General features: G+C 64.8%; 18 protein-coding genes. 17 read left to right on the forward strand and 1 reads right to left on the reverse strand.

All coding sequences use genetic code 11. From position 1 onward, the window contains the following. On the reverse strand, window positions 1–190 hold a 190-nt coding region (locus tag BRAS3843_RS41345), incomplete at its 3' end, for a hypothetical protein (RefSeq protein ID WP_201768840.1). Between the two features lie 211 nt (window positions 191–401). Between BRAS3843_RS41345 and BRAS3843_RS05905 the strand changes: the two genes are divergently transcribed. From BRAS3843_RS05905 to lpxB, 17 genes are all read left to right on the forward strand, one after another. Next, window positions 402–1,778: a serine protease gene (locus tag BRAS3843_RS05905; protein WP_050886361.1), complete on the forward strand. Its 1,377-nt coding sequence runs from the start codon at window positions 402–404 to the stop codon at window positions 1,776–1,778. After that, a complete protein-coding gene (locus tag BRAS3843_RS05910; protein ID WP_008967853.1) occupies window positions 1,775–2,737 on the forward strand; it encodes an FHA domain-containing protein in 963 nt (320 codons plus the stop codon). Before BRAS3843_RS05905 ends, BRAS3843_RS05910 begins: the two co-directional genes overlap by 4 nt. A 127-nt stretch (window positions 2,738–2,864) precedes the next feature. After that, entirely contained in the window at window positions 2,865–3,386 is a 522-nt protein-coding gene (locus BRAS3843_RS05915; RefSeq protein WP_244425131.1) for a DUF2846 domain-containing protein, read from the forward strand. Window positions 3,387–3,541: 155 nt separating this feature from the next. Further along, window positions 3,542–4,534: a 30S ribosomal protein S2 gene (locus BRAS3843_RS05920; RefSeq protein WP_008967855.1), complete on the forward strand. Its 993-nt coding sequence runs from the start codon at window positions 3,542–3,544 to the stop codon at window positions 4,532–4,534. Between the two features lie 127 nt (window positions 4,535–4,661). Continuing rightward, entirely contained in the window at window positions 4,662–5,585 is a 924-nt protein-coding gene (gene tsf, locus BRAS3843_RS05925) for a translation elongation factor Ts (RefSeq protein ID WP_008967856.1), read from the forward strand. A gap of 69 nt (window positions 5,586–5,654) precedes the next feature. Further along, a complete protein-coding gene (gene pyrH / locus BRAS3843_RS05930; RefSeq protein WP_008967857.1) occupies window positions 5,655–6,365 on the forward strand; it encodes a UMP kinase in 711 nt (236 codons plus the stop codon). A 167-nt stretch (window positions 6,366–6,532) separates the two neighbouring features. Beyond that, entirely contained in the window at window positions 6,533–7,096 is a 564-nt protein-coding gene (gene frr, locus BRAS3843_RS05935; RefSeq protein WP_008967858.1) for a ribosome recycling factor, read from the forward strand. Window positions 7,097–7,108: 12 nt separating this feature from the next. Then, on the forward strand, window positions 7,109–7,867 hold the full coding sequence (locus BRAS3843_RS05940; RefSeq protein ID WP_008967859.1) for an isoprenyl transferase: 759 nt from the start codon (window positions 7,109–7,111) through the stop codon (window positions 7,865–7,867). Beyond that, window positions 7,864–8,733, forward strand: a complete 870-nt coding sequence (locus tag BRAS3843_RS05945) for a phosphatidate cytidylyltransferase (protein WP_008967860.1) — start codon at window positions 7,864–7,866, stop codon at window positions 8,731–8,733. Before BRAS3843_RS05940 ends, BRAS3843_RS05945 begins: the two co-directional genes overlap by 4 nt. Before the next feature lie 4 nt (window positions 8,734–8,737). After that, a complete protein-coding gene (dxr, locus tag BRAS3843_RS05950; RefSeq protein WP_008967861.1) occupies window positions 8,738–9,961 on the forward strand; it encodes a 1-deoxy-D-xylulose-5-phosphate reductoisomerase in 1,224 nt (407 codons plus the stop codon). A 37-nt stretch (window positions 9,962–9,998) separates the two neighbouring features. Then, window positions 9,999–11,150, forward strand: coding sequence for an RIP metalloprotease RseP (gene rseP, locus BRAS3843_RS05955; RefSeq protein ID WP_008967862.1), 1,152 nt, complete (start codon window positions 9,999–10,001; stop codon window positions 11,148–11,150). 178 nt (window positions 11,151–11,328) lie between these two features. Next, window positions 11,329–13,875, forward strand: a complete 2,547-nt coding sequence (gene bamA / locus BRAS3843_RS05960) for an outer membrane protein assembly factor BamA (protein ID WP_008967863.1) — start codon at window positions 11,329–11,331, stop codon at window positions 13,873–13,875. 143 nt (window positions 13,876–14,018) lie between these two features. Next, complete coding sequence (gene lpxD / locus BRAS3843_RS05965; protein WP_008967864.1) at window positions 14,019–15,089, forward strand: UDP-3-O-(3-hydroxymyristoyl)glucosamine N-acyltransferase; 1,071 nt, start codon at window positions 14,019–14,021, stop codon at window positions 15,087–15,089. Continuing rightward, window positions 15,089–15,547 carry a 3-hydroxyacyl-ACP dehydratase FabZ gene (gene fabZ, locus BRAS3843_RS05970; protein ID WP_008967865.1) on the forward strand — a complete coding sequence of 153 codons (459 nt, stop codon included), beginning with the start codon at window positions 15,089–15,091 and terminating at the stop codon, window positions 15,545–15,547. The genes lpxD and fabZ overlap by 1 nt, the downstream gene beginning before the upstream one ends. Before the next feature lie 29 nt (window positions 15,548–15,576). Beyond that, window positions 15,577–16,386: an acyl-ACP--UDP-N-acetylglucosamine O-acyltransferase gene (gene lpxA, locus BRAS3843_RS05975; protein ID WP_008967866.1), complete on the forward strand. Its 810-nt coding sequence runs from the start codon at window positions 15,577–15,579 to the stop codon at window positions 16,384–16,386. 6 nt (window positions 16,387–16,392) lie between these two features. Then, the gene (gene lpxI / locus BRAS3843_RS05980) at window positions 16,393–17,250 is read left to right on the forward strand and encodes a UDP-2,3-diacylglucosamine diphosphatase LpxI (RefSeq protein WP_008967867.1); all 858 of its coding nucleotides are present in this window, start codon (window positions 16,393–16,395) and stop codon (window positions 17,248–17,250) included. A gap of 8 nt (window positions 17,251–17,258) precedes the next feature. After that, complete coding sequence (gene lpxB / locus BRAS3843_RS05985; protein ID WP_085966916.1) at window positions 17,259–18,440, forward strand: lipid-A-disaccharide synthase; 1,182 nt, start codon at window positions 17,259–17,261, stop codon at window positions 18,438–18,440. Window positions 18,441–18,579 lie beyond the last annotated feature (139 nt).

Consider the following 18,579-nt stretch of genomic DNA (forward strand, 5'->3'; position numbering starts at 1 on the left):
CCGGCGCCGCCACCGATGGCGCGTCCCAATCCGCCGGCGACCGCGATGGTGCGGCCATCAGCGCCGCCACCGCCGCCGCGCCCTGCACCCCCGCCACAGATGGCGCGACCCGCGCCGCCGCCGCAGATGGCACGGCCTGCGCCGCCGCCCAGGCCTGCGCCGGCTGCGCAACCGAAGAAATGTCCGCCAAACGTTCCGCATTGCTGATCGCGCGGGGATCATGAGGCCGGCGGCGGAACGCGATTGGCGTCCGCTCGCGATGATTTCGGCCGCGGTTGCAACCGCGCGGTGTTTTCGTTATTGCCGGGCCGCCGGGTCATACGCCGTCGGTCTCTGATGTGAAACGCCTCGGGCGACGGCGTCTTGCGGGGGCTTGTTTGGAACTGTCGATTGCCAGCGTTTTGCGCGCGCTTCGCGGCTGGGGCGCCGTCGCAGCCGTCCTCTGCAGCATCACCCAGGCTGCAGCCGAGGCTCCGTCCGGCGCTGAGGGCGTCTATGCGTCGGCGCCGCCGCGCCTGCTGCAGATCCGCACCCTGGTCGCAGACGCCGGGCGGCAGACATCGACCGGCTCCGGATTTCTGGTCTCACCGGACGGGCTTGCGATCACCAATTATCACGTCGTCTCCGACGTGGCGCTCGAGCCCAAGACCTACCGGCTCGAATACACCGCGGCGGACGGAACTCATGGCGATGTCAGCCTCCTCGCGGTCGATCTGCCGAACGACCTCGCGCTCATTCGCGTCGACAAGCATGACGCGCCATATTTCAGCTTCGACAAGGCGGCGCTCGACGGCACCTTGCAGAAGGGCGAGCGGCTCTATTCGCTCGGCAATCCGCTCGACCTAGGTTTCACGATCATCGAGGGCACCTATAACGGCCTGGTCGAGCACAGCTATAACGAGCACATCCATTTCACCGGCGCGCTCAATCCCGGCATGAGCGGCGGTCCTGCGGTCAATGCGCAGGGGCAGGTGGTCGGCGTCAACGTGGCCACCCGCCGCGGCGGTCAGCTGATCAGCTTCCTGGTGCCGGCACGGTTTGCGGCTGCCTTGCTGGAACGGTCGCGCGCGCGGAATCCGGCGCCTGCCGATCTGCGCAAGGATGTCACCGCGCAGCTGGCGGCATGGCGCGCGGAGCTGTACCACGCGTTCGCGGAGCAGGGATTCCGCGCGGCCTCGCTCGGGACCTATCAGGCGCCGGAAACCCGTGCATCGTGGTTCGAGTGCTGGAGCCAGACCAACGCCAGCGCCTCGCCGAAGCCGCGCGCCAGCATCAATTCGACCACCTGCACTGCAGATGCCAGCGTGTTCGTCGCATCCGACCTGAACACCGGCGCGGTCCAGATCAGCAACTCCTACGCCAAGTCGACCGATCTCAACGAATTCCAATTCGCGACCGCGCTGTCGCAGCTGGCGCAGCCGCGCCTGACCACGGGTGGTTCGTTCCGGAAATGGTACACGCCGCAGCGATGCGTGGAGGATTTCGTCGGCCTGGCCCCCAGCGCCGCGACGAACGACGGGAGTTCAGCGAACGCCGGGAATGACAGCAAAATGCTTGTCGCCGCAAAGCCCTCGTCCGCTCAATTGCCGTTGCGCGTCATCTGGTGTGCACAGGGCTATCGCGAGTTCGAGGGCCTGTATGACGTGGTGCTGGTCGCAGTGACGCAGGACCATGGTGACGAAGCGTTGGTCTCGCGCTTGAGCCTCCAGGCGATCGCCTATGACGATGCGATGCGGCTCGGCCGGAGTTTCCTCAAAGGGCTGCAGGTCGTCCGATGATCTGGGTCGAGATTCTCTCCCGGCATCGCGACGTCGTCGGACGCTTTCGCGTCGATCGCGCCGAGATCACGATCGGCCGCGGCTATGACAACGACGTCATCGTCGATGATCCCTATGTCGCCGCGCAGCACGTCCGCATCGTCAGGGATGACGCCGGACGGCTGGTGGCGGAGGATCTCGGCAGCGCGAACGGTCTTTATCTCGAGAAGAGCAGGAGCCGTTGTGCACGCGTCGTGCTGGACGGGGTGCAGCCGATCCGGATCGGGCAGAGCCTGGTGCGCATCCGCGAGAGCGGCCATGCGGTCGAGCCCGAGCGGCTCGCGGGGTCAGAGCGCCGATCCCTGCTGGTCTGGGCCGCGGTCGGCCTAGGGCTCGTCCTGCTCGGCATCGATGCGCTACTCATCTGGTTCGGCCAGACCTCCGAGGCGCATCTGTCGGACTATCTGCTGCCCTCGCTGACCTTGGTCGGCACGGCGGCCGCCTGGGTCGGCATATGGTCCCTGCTGTCACGTCTGTTCGCCGGCCGCTCCATGTTTCTGCACCACGTCCTGATCGCGGAAGCGGGAATGCTGGCGTTCTGGCTCTACACCGCGTTTGCGCAGTTCTCCTCGTTTGCCCTGACCTTGCCGGGCGTGTTCTCCTACCAATACATCGCGTCCTGGCTGGTGCTCGCCGCGATCTGTTTCCTGCATCTGCGCGAGGTCGGCCGCACCCATCTGGTGGCAAAGGGCGTCGTGGTCGGGCTGCTGCTGGGCACCGCGATCGCCGTTCAGACGCTGCAGCGGTCCGAGGCCTTTGCCAATTCGGGCCGGCAGACCATTTCCCACGTCCTCATGCCGCCATCCTTGCGCCTGGTCCCGCTGCGGGACGAGGGGGCCTTCATGGGCGACATCGAACAGCTGAAGTCCAAGCTGGACGCTGATCGCGCCGAGGTGCGCAAGACCAGCCCTGATCGTTGAGCTCATCAAAGCTGATGGAACTTTAAAGCCACACCTTCCGGCGCAATCCGGACGTCGGCGTTGCCTTAGGTTGCAAAAGTCCTGGTTCCCGTCATACCGTGACCCCGGGGAACTACGGGGGGTGGCAATGGAATGGCGTGGGGTTGCGGGGCTGGGCTTGGCGTTGCTGGTATCTGGGTGCCTGACCGGAAAGGAAGGCACCGAATATGCTGTCATGGCGCAGAAGATCGGCGCGCCACGCTCCGGGCAGTCGCGGATCGTGATCATGAGCCAGAAAGACGCTTGGCTGGATCGGACGTCGTGTGACGCCAAGGTCGACGGGGTCGCGCTCAACCGGCTGCTGCCGGGGACTTATGTCTACATCGATCGGCCGGCCGGGCCGCATCATCTGGTTGCGACCCAGATCCTGTTTCCGGGCGATTCCAGCCTCGATTTCAACACCGAGCCGGGTCGGACCTATTTCTATTCGATCAGGCCGAGTGAACGCTCCAGAGCGATGCAGGGCGGTGCGATTGTCTTTGGTCTGGTCGGGGCTGGCGTGATGGCGGCGGCTTCGTCAGGAGCCGACAACAAGGGTCCGGTCGATTTCGTTCCGCTCCAGGAGGACCAGGCGAGACCCGCCCTCGCCGAGCTTTTGCAGGCCGAATAGGCCCAATTTCCTTGCGTTGCGCGAAAATCCGGCTATATAGCGCGCCATCTCACACGGAAACTTGGCTCTCTTGAGAGGGCGTCCGGTGGCAAACCGGGCCGCGAGGCTCGCATTTGCTCACGCGTTTCCGGAGGAACCAACCGGAGAATAGATCCATGGCGCTGCCCGATTTCACTATGCGTCAGCTGCTCGAAGCTGGCGTTCACTTTGGCCACCAGTCTCACCGCTGGAATCCGAAAATGGCCGATTTCATTTTCGGGACCCGTAACAACATCCACATTATCGATCTCGCCCAGACCGTGCCGCTGCTGCACACGGCGCTGCAGGCCGTCAGCGACACCGTCGCCAAGGGCGGCCGCATCCTGTTCGTCGGCACCAAGCGCCAGGCGCAGGACACTGTTGCCGACGCGGCGAAGCGCTGCGCGCAGTATTTCGTCAACTCGCGCTGGCTCGGCGGCACGCTGACCAACTGGAAGACGATCTCGGCCTCGATCAAGCGGCTGCGTCATCTCGACGAGGTTTTATCCTCGGGCGAAGCCAACTCCTACACCAAGAAGGAGCGGCTGACTCTGCAGCGCGAGCGCGACAAGCTCGACCGCTCGCTCGGCGGCATCAAGGACATGGGCGGCCTGCCCGACATGATCTTCGTGATCGACACCAACAAGGAAGACATCGCGATCCAGGAGGCCCAGCGCCTCAATATCCCGGTCGCCGCGATCGTCGACACCAATTGCGATCCGAAGGGCATCACCTATGTGGTGCCGGGCAATGACGACGCCGGCCGCGCCATCTCGCTGTATTGCGAGCTGATCGCGCGCGCTGCGATCGACGGCATTTCGCGGGCACAAGGCGAGCTCGGCATCGACATCGGCGCCTCCGCGACGCCGATCGAGGAGGAGCTGCCGACGGCGCCGACCGCCTCGACGTTCCAGGGCCTGCCTGGTCCGCGCGGCACCGCCGACGACCTCAAGAAGCTCACCGGCGTGTCCGGCACGATCGAGAAGAAGCTGAACGATCTCGGCATCTTCCACTACTGGCAGCTCGCCGAGCTCAACCACGACACCGCGCACCAGGTCGCCGAGGAAGTCGGTCTTCCGAACCGGGCCGATGCCTGGGTCGCCCAGGCGAAGTCGCTGGCCGACGCTTAATTAAAGCCCACATGCTGTGGCCGGCGTCACACGCCGGCCATCACGACCGATCTACGGATTTCCTGGAGACGGACGGCGCGCGCGATTCGGCGCGGCCCGCGCTCCGCCAGGCAAAAGGACGCTCACAATGGCTACTATCACCGCAGCGATGGTCAAGGACCTGCGCGAGTCGACCGGCGCAGGCATGATGGATTGCAAGGCCGCGCTCACCGAGACCGACGGCGATATCCAGGCCGCGCAGGATTGGCTGCGCAAGAAGGGCCTCTCCAAGGCGGCGAAGAAGGCCGGCCGCGTCGCGGCTGAGGGTCTGATCGGCGCGCTGACCTCGGGCAAGAAGGGCGTGCTGGTCGAGGTCAACTCCGAGACCGACTTCGTCGCGCGCAATGAGCACTTCCAGGGCCTCGTGAAGCTGATCGCGCAGGTCGCGCTCGACGTCGGCGCCGATGTCGAGAAGATCAAGGCGGCCAAGGTCGGCAGCATCACCGTGGAGGCTGCGATCGCGGACTCGATCGCGACCATCGGCGAGAACCAGACGCTGCGCCGTGCCGCCAGCCTCGAGGTCGGCCAGGGCGTGGTGTCGAGCTACGTTCATGGCGCCGTGATCGAAGGCGCCGGCAAGATGGGCGTCATCGTCACGCTGGAATCGCCCGGCAAGACCGATGAGCTGGCGCATCTCGGCCGTCAGCTCGCGATGCATGTCGCGGCCGCCAATCCGCAGGCGATCGAGCCTGCGGGCCTGGACGCTGATCTCGTGAAGCGCGAGAAGGACGTGCTCGCCGACAAGTACCGTCAGCAGGGCAAGCCGGAAAACGTGATCGAGAAGATCGTCGAATCCGGCCTGAAGACCTTCTACAAGGAGGTCTGTCTGCTCGAGCAGGCCTTCATCCATGACAGCGGCAAGTCGGTCGCGCAGGCGCTGAAGGAAGCCGAGGGCAAGGTCGGTGGTCCGATCAAGGTCGCCGGCTTCGTGCGTTACGCGCTGGGCGAGGGCATCGAGAAGGAAGAGACCGACTTCGCCGCCGAAGTCGCCGCCGCCAGCGGCAAGAAGTAAGCAAAGGCGGACATGGGAAGGCCCGGCGCCATGCGGCGCCGGCTTGCGCGGGATAGGGAAGCATAGCACATGGCTGAGCCGGTCTATCGTCGCGTCGTGGTCAAGCTGTCCGGCGAATATCTCGCAGGGCCCCATGCCTTCGGCATCGACCAGCCGACGGTCGACCGCATCGCCGGCGACCTGATCGCAGCGCAACAGCTCGGCGTCGAGATTGCCGTCGTCGTCGGGGGCGGTAACATGGTTCGTGGCGTATCGGCCCAGGGGGTCTCGCGGACCACCGGCGACACCATGGGCATGCTCGCCACGATCATGAACTGCCTGGCTCTGGAAGCCGCGATCGAGCGCAAGGGCACGCCGGCCAAGGCGCTGTCGGCCTTCGTGATGCCGGAGATCTGCGAGCTGTTTACCCGCGCTGCAGCGCACAAGCATCTGGCCGAGGGCCGGATCCTGCTGCTCGGTGGCGGCACTGGTAACCCGTTCTTTACGACCGACACCACGGCCGTGCTGCGGGCTGCGGAGATCAATGCCCAGGCGGTGCTCAAGGCGACCAATGTCGACGGCGTCTATAGCGCCGATCCGAAGCAGGATCCCGCGGCGCAGCGATTTGACCGACTGACCCATTCCCAGGCGATCGAGGGCGGCTACAAGGTGATGGATGCGACCGCATTCGCGCTTGCTCGCGAGACGTCGCTGCCTATCATTGTGTTCTCGATTGCCGAACCCGGCTCGATCGGTGCCATGTTGCAGGGCGCGGGTCGCGGCACCATCGTCGCCGGCTGACCCGCGCGGGCGGCCGCCGACCGGTTCGTCCGCTCGCAGCGAGCGGTCGAACCGAAAGCGAAACAAGGATTTGCTGATAGTCCTTCCGAATCCGAAGCAAGCGCGATGCGAAACTTAAAGACGCGCAAGTCGGATGCGAAGCGACGGGTTGCAGAAAGGAAAGCGTGATGTCCACCGGACCGTTCGACCTCAACGAATTGAAGCGCCGCATGCATGGCGCCACCCAGTCGCTCAAGCATGAACTCAACGGTCTGCGCACCGGCCGTGCCTCGGCCTCGATGCTCGAGCCGGTCCAGGTCGAGGCCTATGGCTCGCACATGCCGCTCAATCAGCTTGCGACCGTATCGGTGCCGGAGCCGCGGCTGTTGTCGGTCCAGGTCTGGGACCGCTCGATGGTGAAGGCGGTGGAAAAGGCGATCGTCGATTCCAATCTCGGGCTGACGCCGGCGACCGAAGGGCAGGTGCTGCGCCTGCGCGTTCCCGAACTGAACCAGGAGCGCCGCAAGGAGCTCGTCAAGGTCGCGCATAAATATGCGGAAGCCGCGCGCGTTGCCGTGCGCCACGTCCGTCGCGACGGTCTCGATACCGTCAAGAAGCTGGAAAAGAATCACGAGATTTCCGAGGACGATCAGGAGCGCTTCGCTGCCGACGTGCAGAAGGCGACGGATGCCGTGATCGCCGAGATCGACCAGATGCTGGCGGCGAAGGAAAAGGAAATCCTGACCGTCTGAAGGGTGCATCTCATGTCCAATGCCGCGGCCCCGGTGACGGAGGCGTCGGGCCGGCCCGATGGGCCGGCTCATGTCGCCATCATCATGGATGGCAATGGCCGCTGGGCCGCGGCCCGCGGGCTGCCGCGCGCCGAGGGACATCGCCGCGGCGTCGATGCGCTGAGGCGCGTGGTCAGCGCATGCCCTGAGCTCGGCATCCGCCATCTCACGATCTATTCCTTCAGCTCGGAAAACTGGTCGCGCCCGGCCAGCGAGATCGGCGATCTGTTCGGCCTGCTGCGGCGCTTCATCCGCAATGATCTTGCGACACTGCATCGCGACGGCGTGCGGGTGCGGGTGATCGGCGAGCGAACCGGGCTGGAGGCCGACATCTGTGCGCTCCTGAGCGAGGCCGAGGAGCTGACCCGTCACAACACCAAACTCACGCTGGTGGTCGCGTTCAACTACGGCTCGCGCCAGGAGATCGCGCGCGCCGCGCGAGAGCTAGCGCGCGAGGTGGCCGAAGGCAAGCGCGACGTCGCGTCCATCGATGCCGAGGCGATCAGCAGCCATCTCGATACGCCCGACATTCCCGACCCCGATCTCATCATCCGCACCAGCGGCGAGCAGCGGCTGTCGAATTTCCTGATGTGGCAGGCTGCCTATAGTGAGCTGGTTTTTGTGCCCATTCACTGGCCCGACTTCGACAAGGCCGCGCTCGAAGGCGCGATCGCCGAGTTCGGCCGGCGGGAACGTCGCTTCGGCGGCCTCGTGGCGAAAACCGCATCGTGAGCAAAACCGACACCGCAAGCGCTGCCGACGCCGCCAAGGGGGCGCAGCCAAACAAGGGTGCGCAGCATAATTTGCTCATGCGCGTGGCGGCAGCCGTGGTGCTGATCCCGCTCGCCCTTGGCGCGGCCTATGCCGGCGGCGTGTTCTGGACCGCGCTCGTGACGGTGGCGGCTGTCGGGCTCTATGTCGAATGGCTGATGGTGGTCGGGGAGGTGCGCGCGGTCGGCGTCACCGTGACCGGCGCGTTGCTGCTCGCCATCTCCGGTGTGTGCCTTGCGCTTGGCCTCGTCGATTTTGCAGTCGTCGTTCTCGGGCTTGGACTTGTCGTGGTCGTCATGCTGGCTGCCGGCCATCGCAGCTGGGCCGCGGCTGGGTTCGTCTACACGGCGGCCGCACAGCTCGCTTCGGTGCTGGTGCGGCTTGATTACGACCATGGCTGGTTCGCGCTGGTGCTGGTGCTTCTAGTGGTGTGGGCGAGCGATATCGGCGGCTATGTTGCGGGACGCGGCCTCGGCGGGCCGAAGCTTGCCCCGCGGATCAGCCCGAACAAGACCTGGGCCGGTGCGATCGGTGGCTTTGTCGGCAGTCTGGTTGTCGCTGCCGGATGGGCGGCGTCGGGCGCCGGCAATTTGGGACCGCTGCTCGCCGTTGCTGCCGTTCTGTCCGTTGTGTCGCAGCTCGGCGATCTCTTCGAGTCCGCGGTCAAGCGGCACTTCGGGGTCAAGGATTCCAGTCACATTATCCCGGGCCATGGCGGCCTGTTGGATCGACTCGACGGTTACGTCGCCGCGATTGTGTTCGCGGCCATTTTAGGCTTGGTGCGGGGCGGCCTCGATGGCGTCGGCCGCGGTCTCTTGATGTGGTGAAACCATGAGCGCAGTTCCATTGCGGAATAACAAGGCCATGGCAGCGGCGGTGCGCAGCATCACCGTGCTGGGGGCGACCGGATCGATCGGCGACAGCACGATGGATCTGCTGCGCGCCTCGCCCGAGCGCTATCGGGTCGAGGCCTTGACCGGCAACAGCAACGTGCAGGGGCTGGCGAAGCTCGCCCGCGAATTCAGCGCTCGTTTCGTCGCGGTGGCCGATTCATCGCGCCTGTCCGAACTGCGCGAGGCCTTGGCTGGGACCGGGATCGAATGCGGGGCAGGGGAGAGCGCCATCACCGAGGCCGGCGCGCGTCCCGCCGACTGGGTGATGGCTGCGGTGTCGGGTGCGGCCGGGTTGAAGCCGGCGCTCGCCGCCGTCGATCGCGGTGCGACGGTGGCGCTGGCCAACAAGGAATGCCTGGTCTGTGCCGGCGATATGTTCATGCAGCGCGCCGCCAAGGCCGGGGCCTGCATTCTGCCCGCCGATTCCGAACACAATGCGCTGTTCCAGGCGCTGTCGTCGGGCAATCGCGAGGAACTCGTGCGGGTCATCATCACGGCGTCCGGCGGACCGTTCCGCACCTGGGCCGCGGCCGATATCGAGCAGGCGACCCTGGCGCAGGCTCTGAAACATCCTAACTGGAGCATGGGCCAGAAGATCACGATCGATTCGGCCTCGATGATGAACAAGGGCCTCGAGGTGATCGAAGCCTCCTATCTGTTCGCTCTTTCGCCTGACGAGATCGACGTGCTGGTGCATCCGCAGTCGATCATCCACGGCATGGTCGAGTTTTCGGATTGTTCGGTGGTGGCCCAGCTCGGAACGCCCGACATGCGAACCCCGATCGCCCACTGCCTGGGCTGGCCGGACCGGATCAAGGGGCCGGCGGCGAAGCTCGACCTCGCCAAGATCGGGACCCTGACCTTCGAAGCGCCGGATTTCGCGCGCTTTCCCGCCCTGCGGCTGGCCTACGACTCGCTGCGCACCGGCCACGGCGCGACCACCGTGTACAACGCCGCCAACGAGGTGGCGGTGGCCGCGTTCATCGCCGGCCAGATCAGGTTCGGCGCCATCGCGCGCCTGGTCGAGGCGACCTTGGAGGATTGGACTCGGTCAGGTAATTTGGCACCGCTGACGTCGGCCGACGATGCCATCGCCATTGACCATAACGCGCGAAAATTGGCCGCATCCCTCTTGCCTCAAATTGCCTTAAAAGCATCTTAGAGGGTTGGGGGGCGCCGGCCCACGGGAAGGGAATCGGATGTCCGAATTTTTCCAGCATGTTTTCAATACGTTGAGCCATGGCCTGTTAGGCTATATCGTCCCCTTCCTGTTCGTGCTGACGATCGTCGTCTTCTTTCACGAACTCGGCCACTTCCTGGTGGCGCGCTGGGCGGGCGTGAAGGTCTTAACGTTTTCACTCGGATTTGGTCCGGAACTGATCGGTTTCAACGACCGCCACAACACCCGTTGGAAGATCTCCGCCATTCCGCTTGGCGGCTACGTCAAGTTCTTCGGCGATGAGAGCGAGGCCTCGACGCCGTCGGCCGAGGCGCTGGCGAAGATGACGGCCGAGGAACGGGCCGGCAGCTTCCACCACAAGAGGGTGGGGCCGCGCGCGGCCATCGTCGCCGCCGGCCCGATCGCCAATTTCATTCTCGCGATCATCATCTTCGCCGGCATGGCGCTCTATTTCGGCAAGCCGAGCTCGACCCCGCGGGTCGACGCGGTGCAGGCCGACAGCGTCGCGGCGGCAGCCGGCTTCAAGGTTGGCGACATCGTCACCTCGATCGACGGCGAAAAGATCGACAGTTTTGCCGACATGCAGCGTATCGTGTCGGTCAACGCTGGCTCGGAGCTGACCTTCAACGTCAAGCGGGACGGCGCCGATCTGACGCTGAAGGCCGCGCCGGCGCTGAAGGAGGTCAAGGACCTGTTCGGGAACACCCACCGAATCGGTCAGCTGGGCATCCAGTACAACGCGCGCCCTGACGAATCACGCTCGGTTCCGGTCGGCGTTGTCGAGGCGGTGAAGATCGGCTTCGAGCAGGTCTGGTTCATCATTTCGACCACCTTCAAATTCGTCACCTCCATCTTCGTCGGGGCCGGCAGCGCCGGCGACGTTCGCGGGGTGATCGGGATTGCCCAACTGTCCGGCCAGGCGGCGAGCCTTGGTTTCCAGTTTATCGTGCAGCTGTGCGCGACCCTGTCGGTCTCGATCGGGCTCCTGAACCTGTTCCCGGTCCCGCTGCTCGATGGCGGCCATCTCCTGTTCTATGCGGTCGAGGCCGCCAGGGGCCGGCCTTTATCGGAGCGGGCCCAGGAAATGGGGTTCCGAATCGGTTTGGGCCTTGTTCTAATGCTGATGGTGTTTGCAACCTATAACGACATCCTGCACCTCGCGGGGTCCTGACCGCGGCTTTTGTATGACGTGGCCGATGGGCAACGTTTTGAAACGAAAATGAAAATACGGAGACATCCAGCGTTTGCCGCCTAGGTGAAATTGGCTACAAGCGAAACGACCAAAATGGGAATCTGTCTGTTCCGTAGGGGTACGGAGCCGACAACGGAATGATAAGGGCGCGTTGCGCATGAAGTTTGGATTGCGAGTGCGGGGGGGCGTGCTGGCCGCTCTGATCATGTTCGCTGTGCCGGTGGCGATGCCGCTGGCGGGCGTGGTCATTTCGCCAGCTGCCGCACAGACGGTGAATTCGATCGAGGTCGTCGGCAATCGCCGCGTCGAGGTCGAGACGATCCGCTCCTATTTCAAGCCAGGTCCAGGCGGCGCGCTGGGGCCGGGCCAAATCGATGATGGCCTGAAGGCCTTGATCGAGACCGGCCTGTTCCAGGACGTGCAGATCAACCGACAGGGCGGGCGCATCGTCGTCACCGTGGTCGAGAATCCCGTGATCGGTCGCGTTGCCTTCGAGGGCAACAAGAAGATCAAGGACGAGCAGCTGACGGCCGAAGTGCAGTCCAAGCCGCGCGGCACCTTCTCGCGGCCGATGGTGCAGTCGGATGCCCAGCGAATCGCGGAGATTTACCGCCATTCGGGCCGCTACGACGTCCACGTCACGCCTGAGATCATCGAGCAGCCGAACAACCGCGTCGACCTGGTCTTCACGATCGAGGAAGGCGCCAAGACCGGCGTCAAGTCGATCGAATTCGTCGGCAACAATGCGTTCTCGGCCTATCGCCTGAAGGACGTGATCAAGACGCATGAATCGAACCTCTTGAGCTTCCTGGGCGGCAACGACGTCTACGATCCGGACCGCGTCGAGGCCGACCGCGATCTGATTCGGCGCTTCTACCTGAAGAACGGCTACGCCGACGTTCAGGTCGTGGCGGCGCTGACCGAATACGATCCGGAAAAGAAGGGCTTCCTAGTCACCTTCAAGATCGAGGAAGGCCAGCAATATCGGGTCGCGTCGGTCGACTTCCAATCGACCATCGCCTCGCTCGACCCCAACTCGCTGCGCTCCTTCTCGCGCGTCAATGTCGGCTCGCTCTACAACGTCGAGAACGTCGAGAAATCGGTCGAGGAAATGCAGATTGAGGCCTCGCGGCGGGGGTATGCCTTTGCCGTGGTGCGTCCGCGTGGCGATCGCAATTTCGAGGCGCATACCGTGTCGGTCGTGTTCGCGATCGACGAAGGCCCGCGCACCTACATCGAGCGCATCAACGTCCGCGGTAACACCCGCACCCGCGATTACGTGATCCGCCGCGAGTTCGACATCTCGGAAGGTGACGCCTACAACCGCGCCCTGGTCGACCGTGCCGAACGGCGCTTGAAGAACCTCGACTTCTTCAAGAGCGTGAAGATCACGACCGAGCCGGGCTCCTCCAGCGACCGCGTGATCCTGATCGTCGATCTCGAGGAGAAATCGACCGGCGACTTCTCGGTCTCGGGCGGCTATTCGACCACGGATGGCGCGCTGGCCGAAGTCTCGATCTCTGAGCGCAACTTCCTAGGGCGGGGCCTGTTTGCCAAGGCGTCCGTGACCTATGGCCAGTTCGCGCGCGGCTACTCGCTCTCCTTCGTCGAGCCGTATCTGCTGGACTATCGCGTCGCGCTGGGCCTCGACCTGTACCAGCGCCAGCAGCTCGCCAACAACTTCATCTCCTACGGTACCAAGACGCTGGGCTTCAGCCCGCGGCTAGGGTTCCAGCTCCGCGAGGACCTCTCGCTGCAGCTGCGCTACTCGATCTACCAGCAGGAGATCACGCTGCCGGCGACGCTGGCGAACTGTAACAACATCGCCCCGAACAACGGCCAGATTCCCTTCAATCCGACGCCGGCCTTCATCAATGCCAATCTGGGTGGCGTCGATCCGACCGGGAATAATGGATTGGGCTGTTTTGCCGACGGCGAGGCATCGCTGCCGGTTCGCAAGGAACTGGCGAATGGCCGCTCGCTGACCTCGGCGCTGGGCTATACGCTGACCTACAACACGCTCGACAACAACAAGAACCCGACCGATGGCCTCTTGATCGACTTCAAGCAGGACTTCGCGGGCGTCGGCGGCGACGTGTCCTACCTGAAGACCGCGCTGGACGCGAAATACTTCACGCCGCTGGTCTCGGATATCGTCGGCATCGTCCACCTCCAGGGCGGTATCCTGAACAAGGTCGGCAATACCGAACTGCGCATGCTCGACCACTTCCAGATGGGTCCGAACCTGGTTCGCGGCTTCGCCCCGAACGGCATCGGTCCGCGTGACATCAATCCGTTCGGAACGATGGACGCGATCGGCGGCACCAAGTACTGGGGCGCTTCGTTCGAATTGCAGATGCCGTTCTGGTTCCTGCCCAAGGAAGTGGGTCTGAAGGGCGCGGTCTATGCCGACGCCGGCGGCCTGTGGGGCTATCAGGGCCCGACGTCCTGGGCGCAGACCGGCGAAGTCAACACGCCCGGCTGTATCCGGCCGACGCCAGCAACTGCGACGGTGCCTGCCAATCCGGGAACCTGCCTTGGCCTCGTGTTCGACGACCAGAACAAGGTCCGGAGCTCGGTGGGTGTCGGTCTGGTGTGGCAGTCTCCGTTCGGTCCGCTGCGGTTCGATTATGCGGTCCCGCTCACCAAGGGTCAGTTTGACCGCACCCAGGAGTTCCGGTTCGGCGGCGGTACCAGCTTCTGATACTGAACGGGTTGACCCGCTACGTATTCGCGTGAATAACGCGCTGATGGTGTAGGATTGAGCTCGGCTCCGGGGCACCGGAGCCGAGCTTTTGATTCTTGATCACCTGCCGCATGATCACCTGCCGCACTGTGACGGATGGAATGGCTGAGCCGAGCTTCTTTCAACAACCCGCTCCGATGACGCTGGCTGCGATCGCGGCCGCCACCAAGGCCACCCTGGTCGATAGCTCCAGGGCCGAGCAGGTGGTCAGGGGGTTGGCTTCGCTCGACGAAGCCGGGCCTAAGCATCTGGCCTTCTTCGATAACCTCAAATATGTCGATCAGCTCGCCGCGACCAAGGCCGGGGCCTGTCTGGTCAGCCCGCGCTTCGAGGCGCGCGTGCCCGCCCACGTCGCGGTCTTGCGCATCGCGCAGCCGTTTCGGGCTTTCGTCCAGCTCGCGCGCGAGTTGCACCAGGATGCGCTGAGGCCGCAATCCTGGTTCGGCTGCGACGGCATCGCGCCGCAGGCGATCATCGATCCGACCGCACGGCTGGAAGACGGCGTGATCGTCGAGCCGCTCGCGGTGATTGGCGCCCATGTCGAGATCGGGACGGGCACCGTCGTGGGCGCCGGCGCCGTCATCGGGCCTCACGTCAAGATCGGTCGCGACTGCAATGTCGGAGCGCGGACGGTGATCCAATGCGCGCTGATCGGCAATGACGTGCTGATCCATCCCGGCTGCAGCATCGGGCAGGACGGTTACGGCTTCCTGTTCTTCGGACCGGATGGCCACCTCAAGGTGCCGCAGACCGGACGGGTGCTGATCCAGAACAATGTCGAGGTCGGCGCAGGCACCACCATCGACCGCGGCAGCCTGCGCGACACCGTGATCGGCGAGGGCACCAAGGTCGATAACCAGGTCCAAATTGGCCACAATGTCACAATCGGCCGGCATTGCCTGCTGGCGGCCCAGATCGGGCTGGCGGGAAGCCTCACGATCGGCGACAACGTTGCGCTTGGGGCCAAGGTCGGCATCAATAATCACCTCAAGATCGGTGATGGCGCGCAGGTGACCGCGATGAGCGCGGTCAAGGACGACATCCCGCCGAACGGGCGGTGGGGCGGTCATTTCGCCAAGCCGACCAAGCAGTGGTTTCGCGAGATCGTTGCGGTGGAGCGGCTGGTGCGCGACATGACCGCGGCGAATCCGAAGGACGAAGGACAGGAGTGATGGAGGAGTCACCGATCAGGTTTGCGGACATCGACATCAACGAGATCCTGAAAACGCTTCCGCACCGTTATCCGTTTCTCCTGATCGACCGCGTCAAGAACATCCGCGCCGACTACAGCGGCATCGGCGTCAAGAACGTCTCGATCGGCGAGCCTTGCTTCCAGGGTCATTTTCCCGAGCGGCCGGTCTATCCGGGCGTGCTGATGATCGAGGGCATGGCGCAGACCGCAGGCGTGATCGGCATCAAATCGGTCGAGGGCACCGATAAGCCGCGCGCGGTCTATTTCCTCACCATCGACAAGTGCAAGTTCCGCAAGCCGGTGCTGCCCGGCCAGACCATCGAATATCACATGCGCTCGATCGGCCGCCGCAAGACCATGTGGTGGTTTCACGGCGATGCCAAGGTCGACGGCGTCACGGTGGCGGAAGCCGATGTCGGCGCCATGCTGACGGACTGATGTGCCGATACGAGTTGATTGCGTGAGACATGACCAAGATTGATCCTACCGCCCGCGTCGAGGACGGCGCCATCATCGGCGACGGCACCGTGATCGGTCCCTACTGCATGATCGGGCCGAACGTCGTGATCGGCGCGAACTGCAGGCTGATCTCCCACGTCCAGATCATGGGGCACACGACGATCGGCGACGACAACGTGATCTCGCCATTTGCCGTGCTCGGCGGCGCGCCGCAGGATCTAAGCTATCGTGGCGAGCCGCACCGGCTCGTGATCGGCTCCGGCTGTACTATCCGCGAGGGCGTGACGATGAATATCGGCACCACCAAGGGCGGCGGTTTGACGACAATCGGCGACCGAGGCTTCTTCATGAACAACGCCCACGTCGCCCACGATTGCGCTGTCGGCAACGACGTGATCTTCGCGACCTCGGCCACGCTCGGCGGCCATGTCGAAGTCGGCGATGCCGTCTATATCGGCGGATTGTCGGCGGTGCATCAGTTCACCCGGATCGGCCACGGCGTCATGGTCGGCGGCGTCTGCGGCGTCCGCGGCGACATCATTCCCTACGGCCTCGTCAACGGCCAGTATGCGGCGCTGGAAGGGTTGAACATCATCGGCATGAAGCGCCGTAAATTCACCCGCGACCGGCTCGCCACCGTGCGCGCCTTCTATCAGAAGCTCTTCCATGGTCCCGGCGTGTTCGCCGAGCGCCTTGCCGCCGTGCGTCCGCTGGCCGGCGAGGATCCGGCGATCGCGGAGATCCTCGCCTTCATCGACGGCAGCAGGCATCGTGCCCTCTGCCTTCCCGAGACCGACCGGCCCACGGCCGAGAATTAGCGCGTCATGAGCGAAGCGACTGTCGTGATTGCGTCGCCGGTCGGTTTGATTGCCGCCGGCGGTGTCATGCCGTTCGCGGTCGCCGATGCGATGGTCGCGCGCGGATTGACGCCAGTTCTGTTCGCGTTGAAGGGCATCTGCGATCCGAAGCCACTTACCCGCTTTCGCCATCACTGGATCGCGCTCGGCCAGCTTGGCCACGCCGTGAAGCTCTTGAAGGCCGAAGGCTGCCGCGACCTGTTGTTCATCGGCAATCTGGTCCGCCCCGCATTGTCGGAAATCCGGATCGATCTGGGCACGCTGCGCGAGCTGCCGCGCATCTGGGCCTCGTTCCGAGGCGGCGACGATCATTTGCTGTCGGGGGTCGCACGCATCTTCGAGCGTCACGGCTTTCGCATGGTCGGAGTCAAGGACGTCGCGCCCAGCCTGTTCGTTCCTGAGGGACGGCTGACACGCCGTCGGCCGGACGACCTTCTGGTGGAGGACATCGCCAAGGGGATCGCCGTGCTGCGTGCGCTGGCGCCGTTCGATGTCGGCCAGGCCGTGGTGGTGGTCGACGGGCATGTCGTTGCGGTCGAGGATATCGAGGGCACGGACGGGCTTCTGGCGCGCATTGCCCGCCTGCGCACCAGCCGCCGCATTCGCGCGGCTGCCGGGCGGGGCGTGCTGGTGAAGGCGCCCAAAGCCGGCCAGGATCTCCGGTTCGATCTGCCGACGATCGGCCCGCGCACGATCGAGGGCGTTGCCGCCGCGGGTCTCGCGGGCGTGGCGGTCGCTGCAAGCCACACGTTGATTGCCGAGCCGCAGGAGACCATCGCGGCCGCCGATCGCGCCGGTCTGTTCGTGACGGGCGTGGTGGCATGATGGCGCGGATGCCCGACGGTCCGGCGCTGCGCAAGATCTGCCTGGTCGCGACGGAGGAGTCCGGCGACCGGCTCGGCGCCAGCCTGATGAAGGTGCTGCGGCAGCGCCTTGGTGATGCGGTGGAGTTCTCCGGCGTCGGTGGTCGCGGCATGGCGCGGGAAGGATTGACGTCGCTGTTTCCGATCGAGGAGCTGTCGATCGTCGGCTTCTCGGCGGTGGTGAAGCAGCTGCCGAAGATCCTGCGGCTGATCGGGCAGACGGTCGATGCGATCCTGACGTCGACGCCTGATATCCTCGTCATCATCGACAGTCCCGACTTCACCCAACGCGTGGCGCGGCGCGTGCGCGCCCGCAACGCTGCGATTCCAATCGTCAATTATGTGGCGCCGACGGTGTGGGCGTGGCGGCCGGGCCGGGCGCGCGCGATGCGCGCTTACGTCGACCACGTTCTGGCGCTGCTGCCGTTCGAGCCGGAGGAATTCCGCAAGCTCAATGGCCCGCCTTGCACTTACGTCGGCCATCCCCTGATCGAGCAGCTTTCGATGCTGCGCCCGAATGCGGACGAGCAGGAGCGGCGCAATGCACAGCCGCCGGTGCTGCTGGTCCTGCCCGGCAGCCGGCGCAGCGAAGTGGCGCGGCACATGGCGGTGTTCGGGCAGACACTCGACGCGCTGCGTGCGAAGGGGCTGGCCTTCGAGGCACTGTTGCCGACCACGCCGCACCTGGAAAGCGCTGTTAGGAATGGGCTGGCGAGCTGGCAGGTCACCCCGCAGATCGTGATCGGCGAGGCGGAAAAGCGCCAAGCCTTCCGGATCGCGCGCGCGGCGCTCGCCAAGTCCGGCACCGTGACGCTGGAGCTCGCGATCTCCGGCGTGCCGATGGTGACCGCCTATCGCGTCGGCGAGCTCGAAGCCTTCATCCTGCGCCGCGTGATCCGCGTCCAATCCGTCATTCTCGCCAATCTCGTGATCGGCGAGAACGTCATCCCGGAATATCTGCAGGAGGCCTGCACGGCCGAGAATCTCGCGCCTGCCTTGGCCGAGGTGCTGGCCGATAGTCCGGCGCGCACGCGGCAATGCGAGGCCTTCGCCAGGCTCGATCAGATCATGGCCACCGGTGCTGCCTCTCCGAGCGTGCGCGCCGCCGATATCGTGCTGCAGGTGATGCGCCAGGGTAGGCTGCCGAGTTAGTTCGGCTCGAGGTGCTTAGAGCCCGATTCGGGAAATTGGAAGTCGGTTTTCCGAAGTCACAATGCTGCATCAACTGCACAGTCTCGCTTTGGTCATTGCGAGGAGCGAAGCGACGAAGCGCCCGCAATGACGGCCGATA

Source organism: Bradyrhizobium sp. STM 3843 (assembly GCF_000239815.1).
Lineage (GTDB): Bacteria > Pseudomonadota > Alphaproteobacteria > Rhizobiales > Xanthobacteraceae > Bradyrhizobium.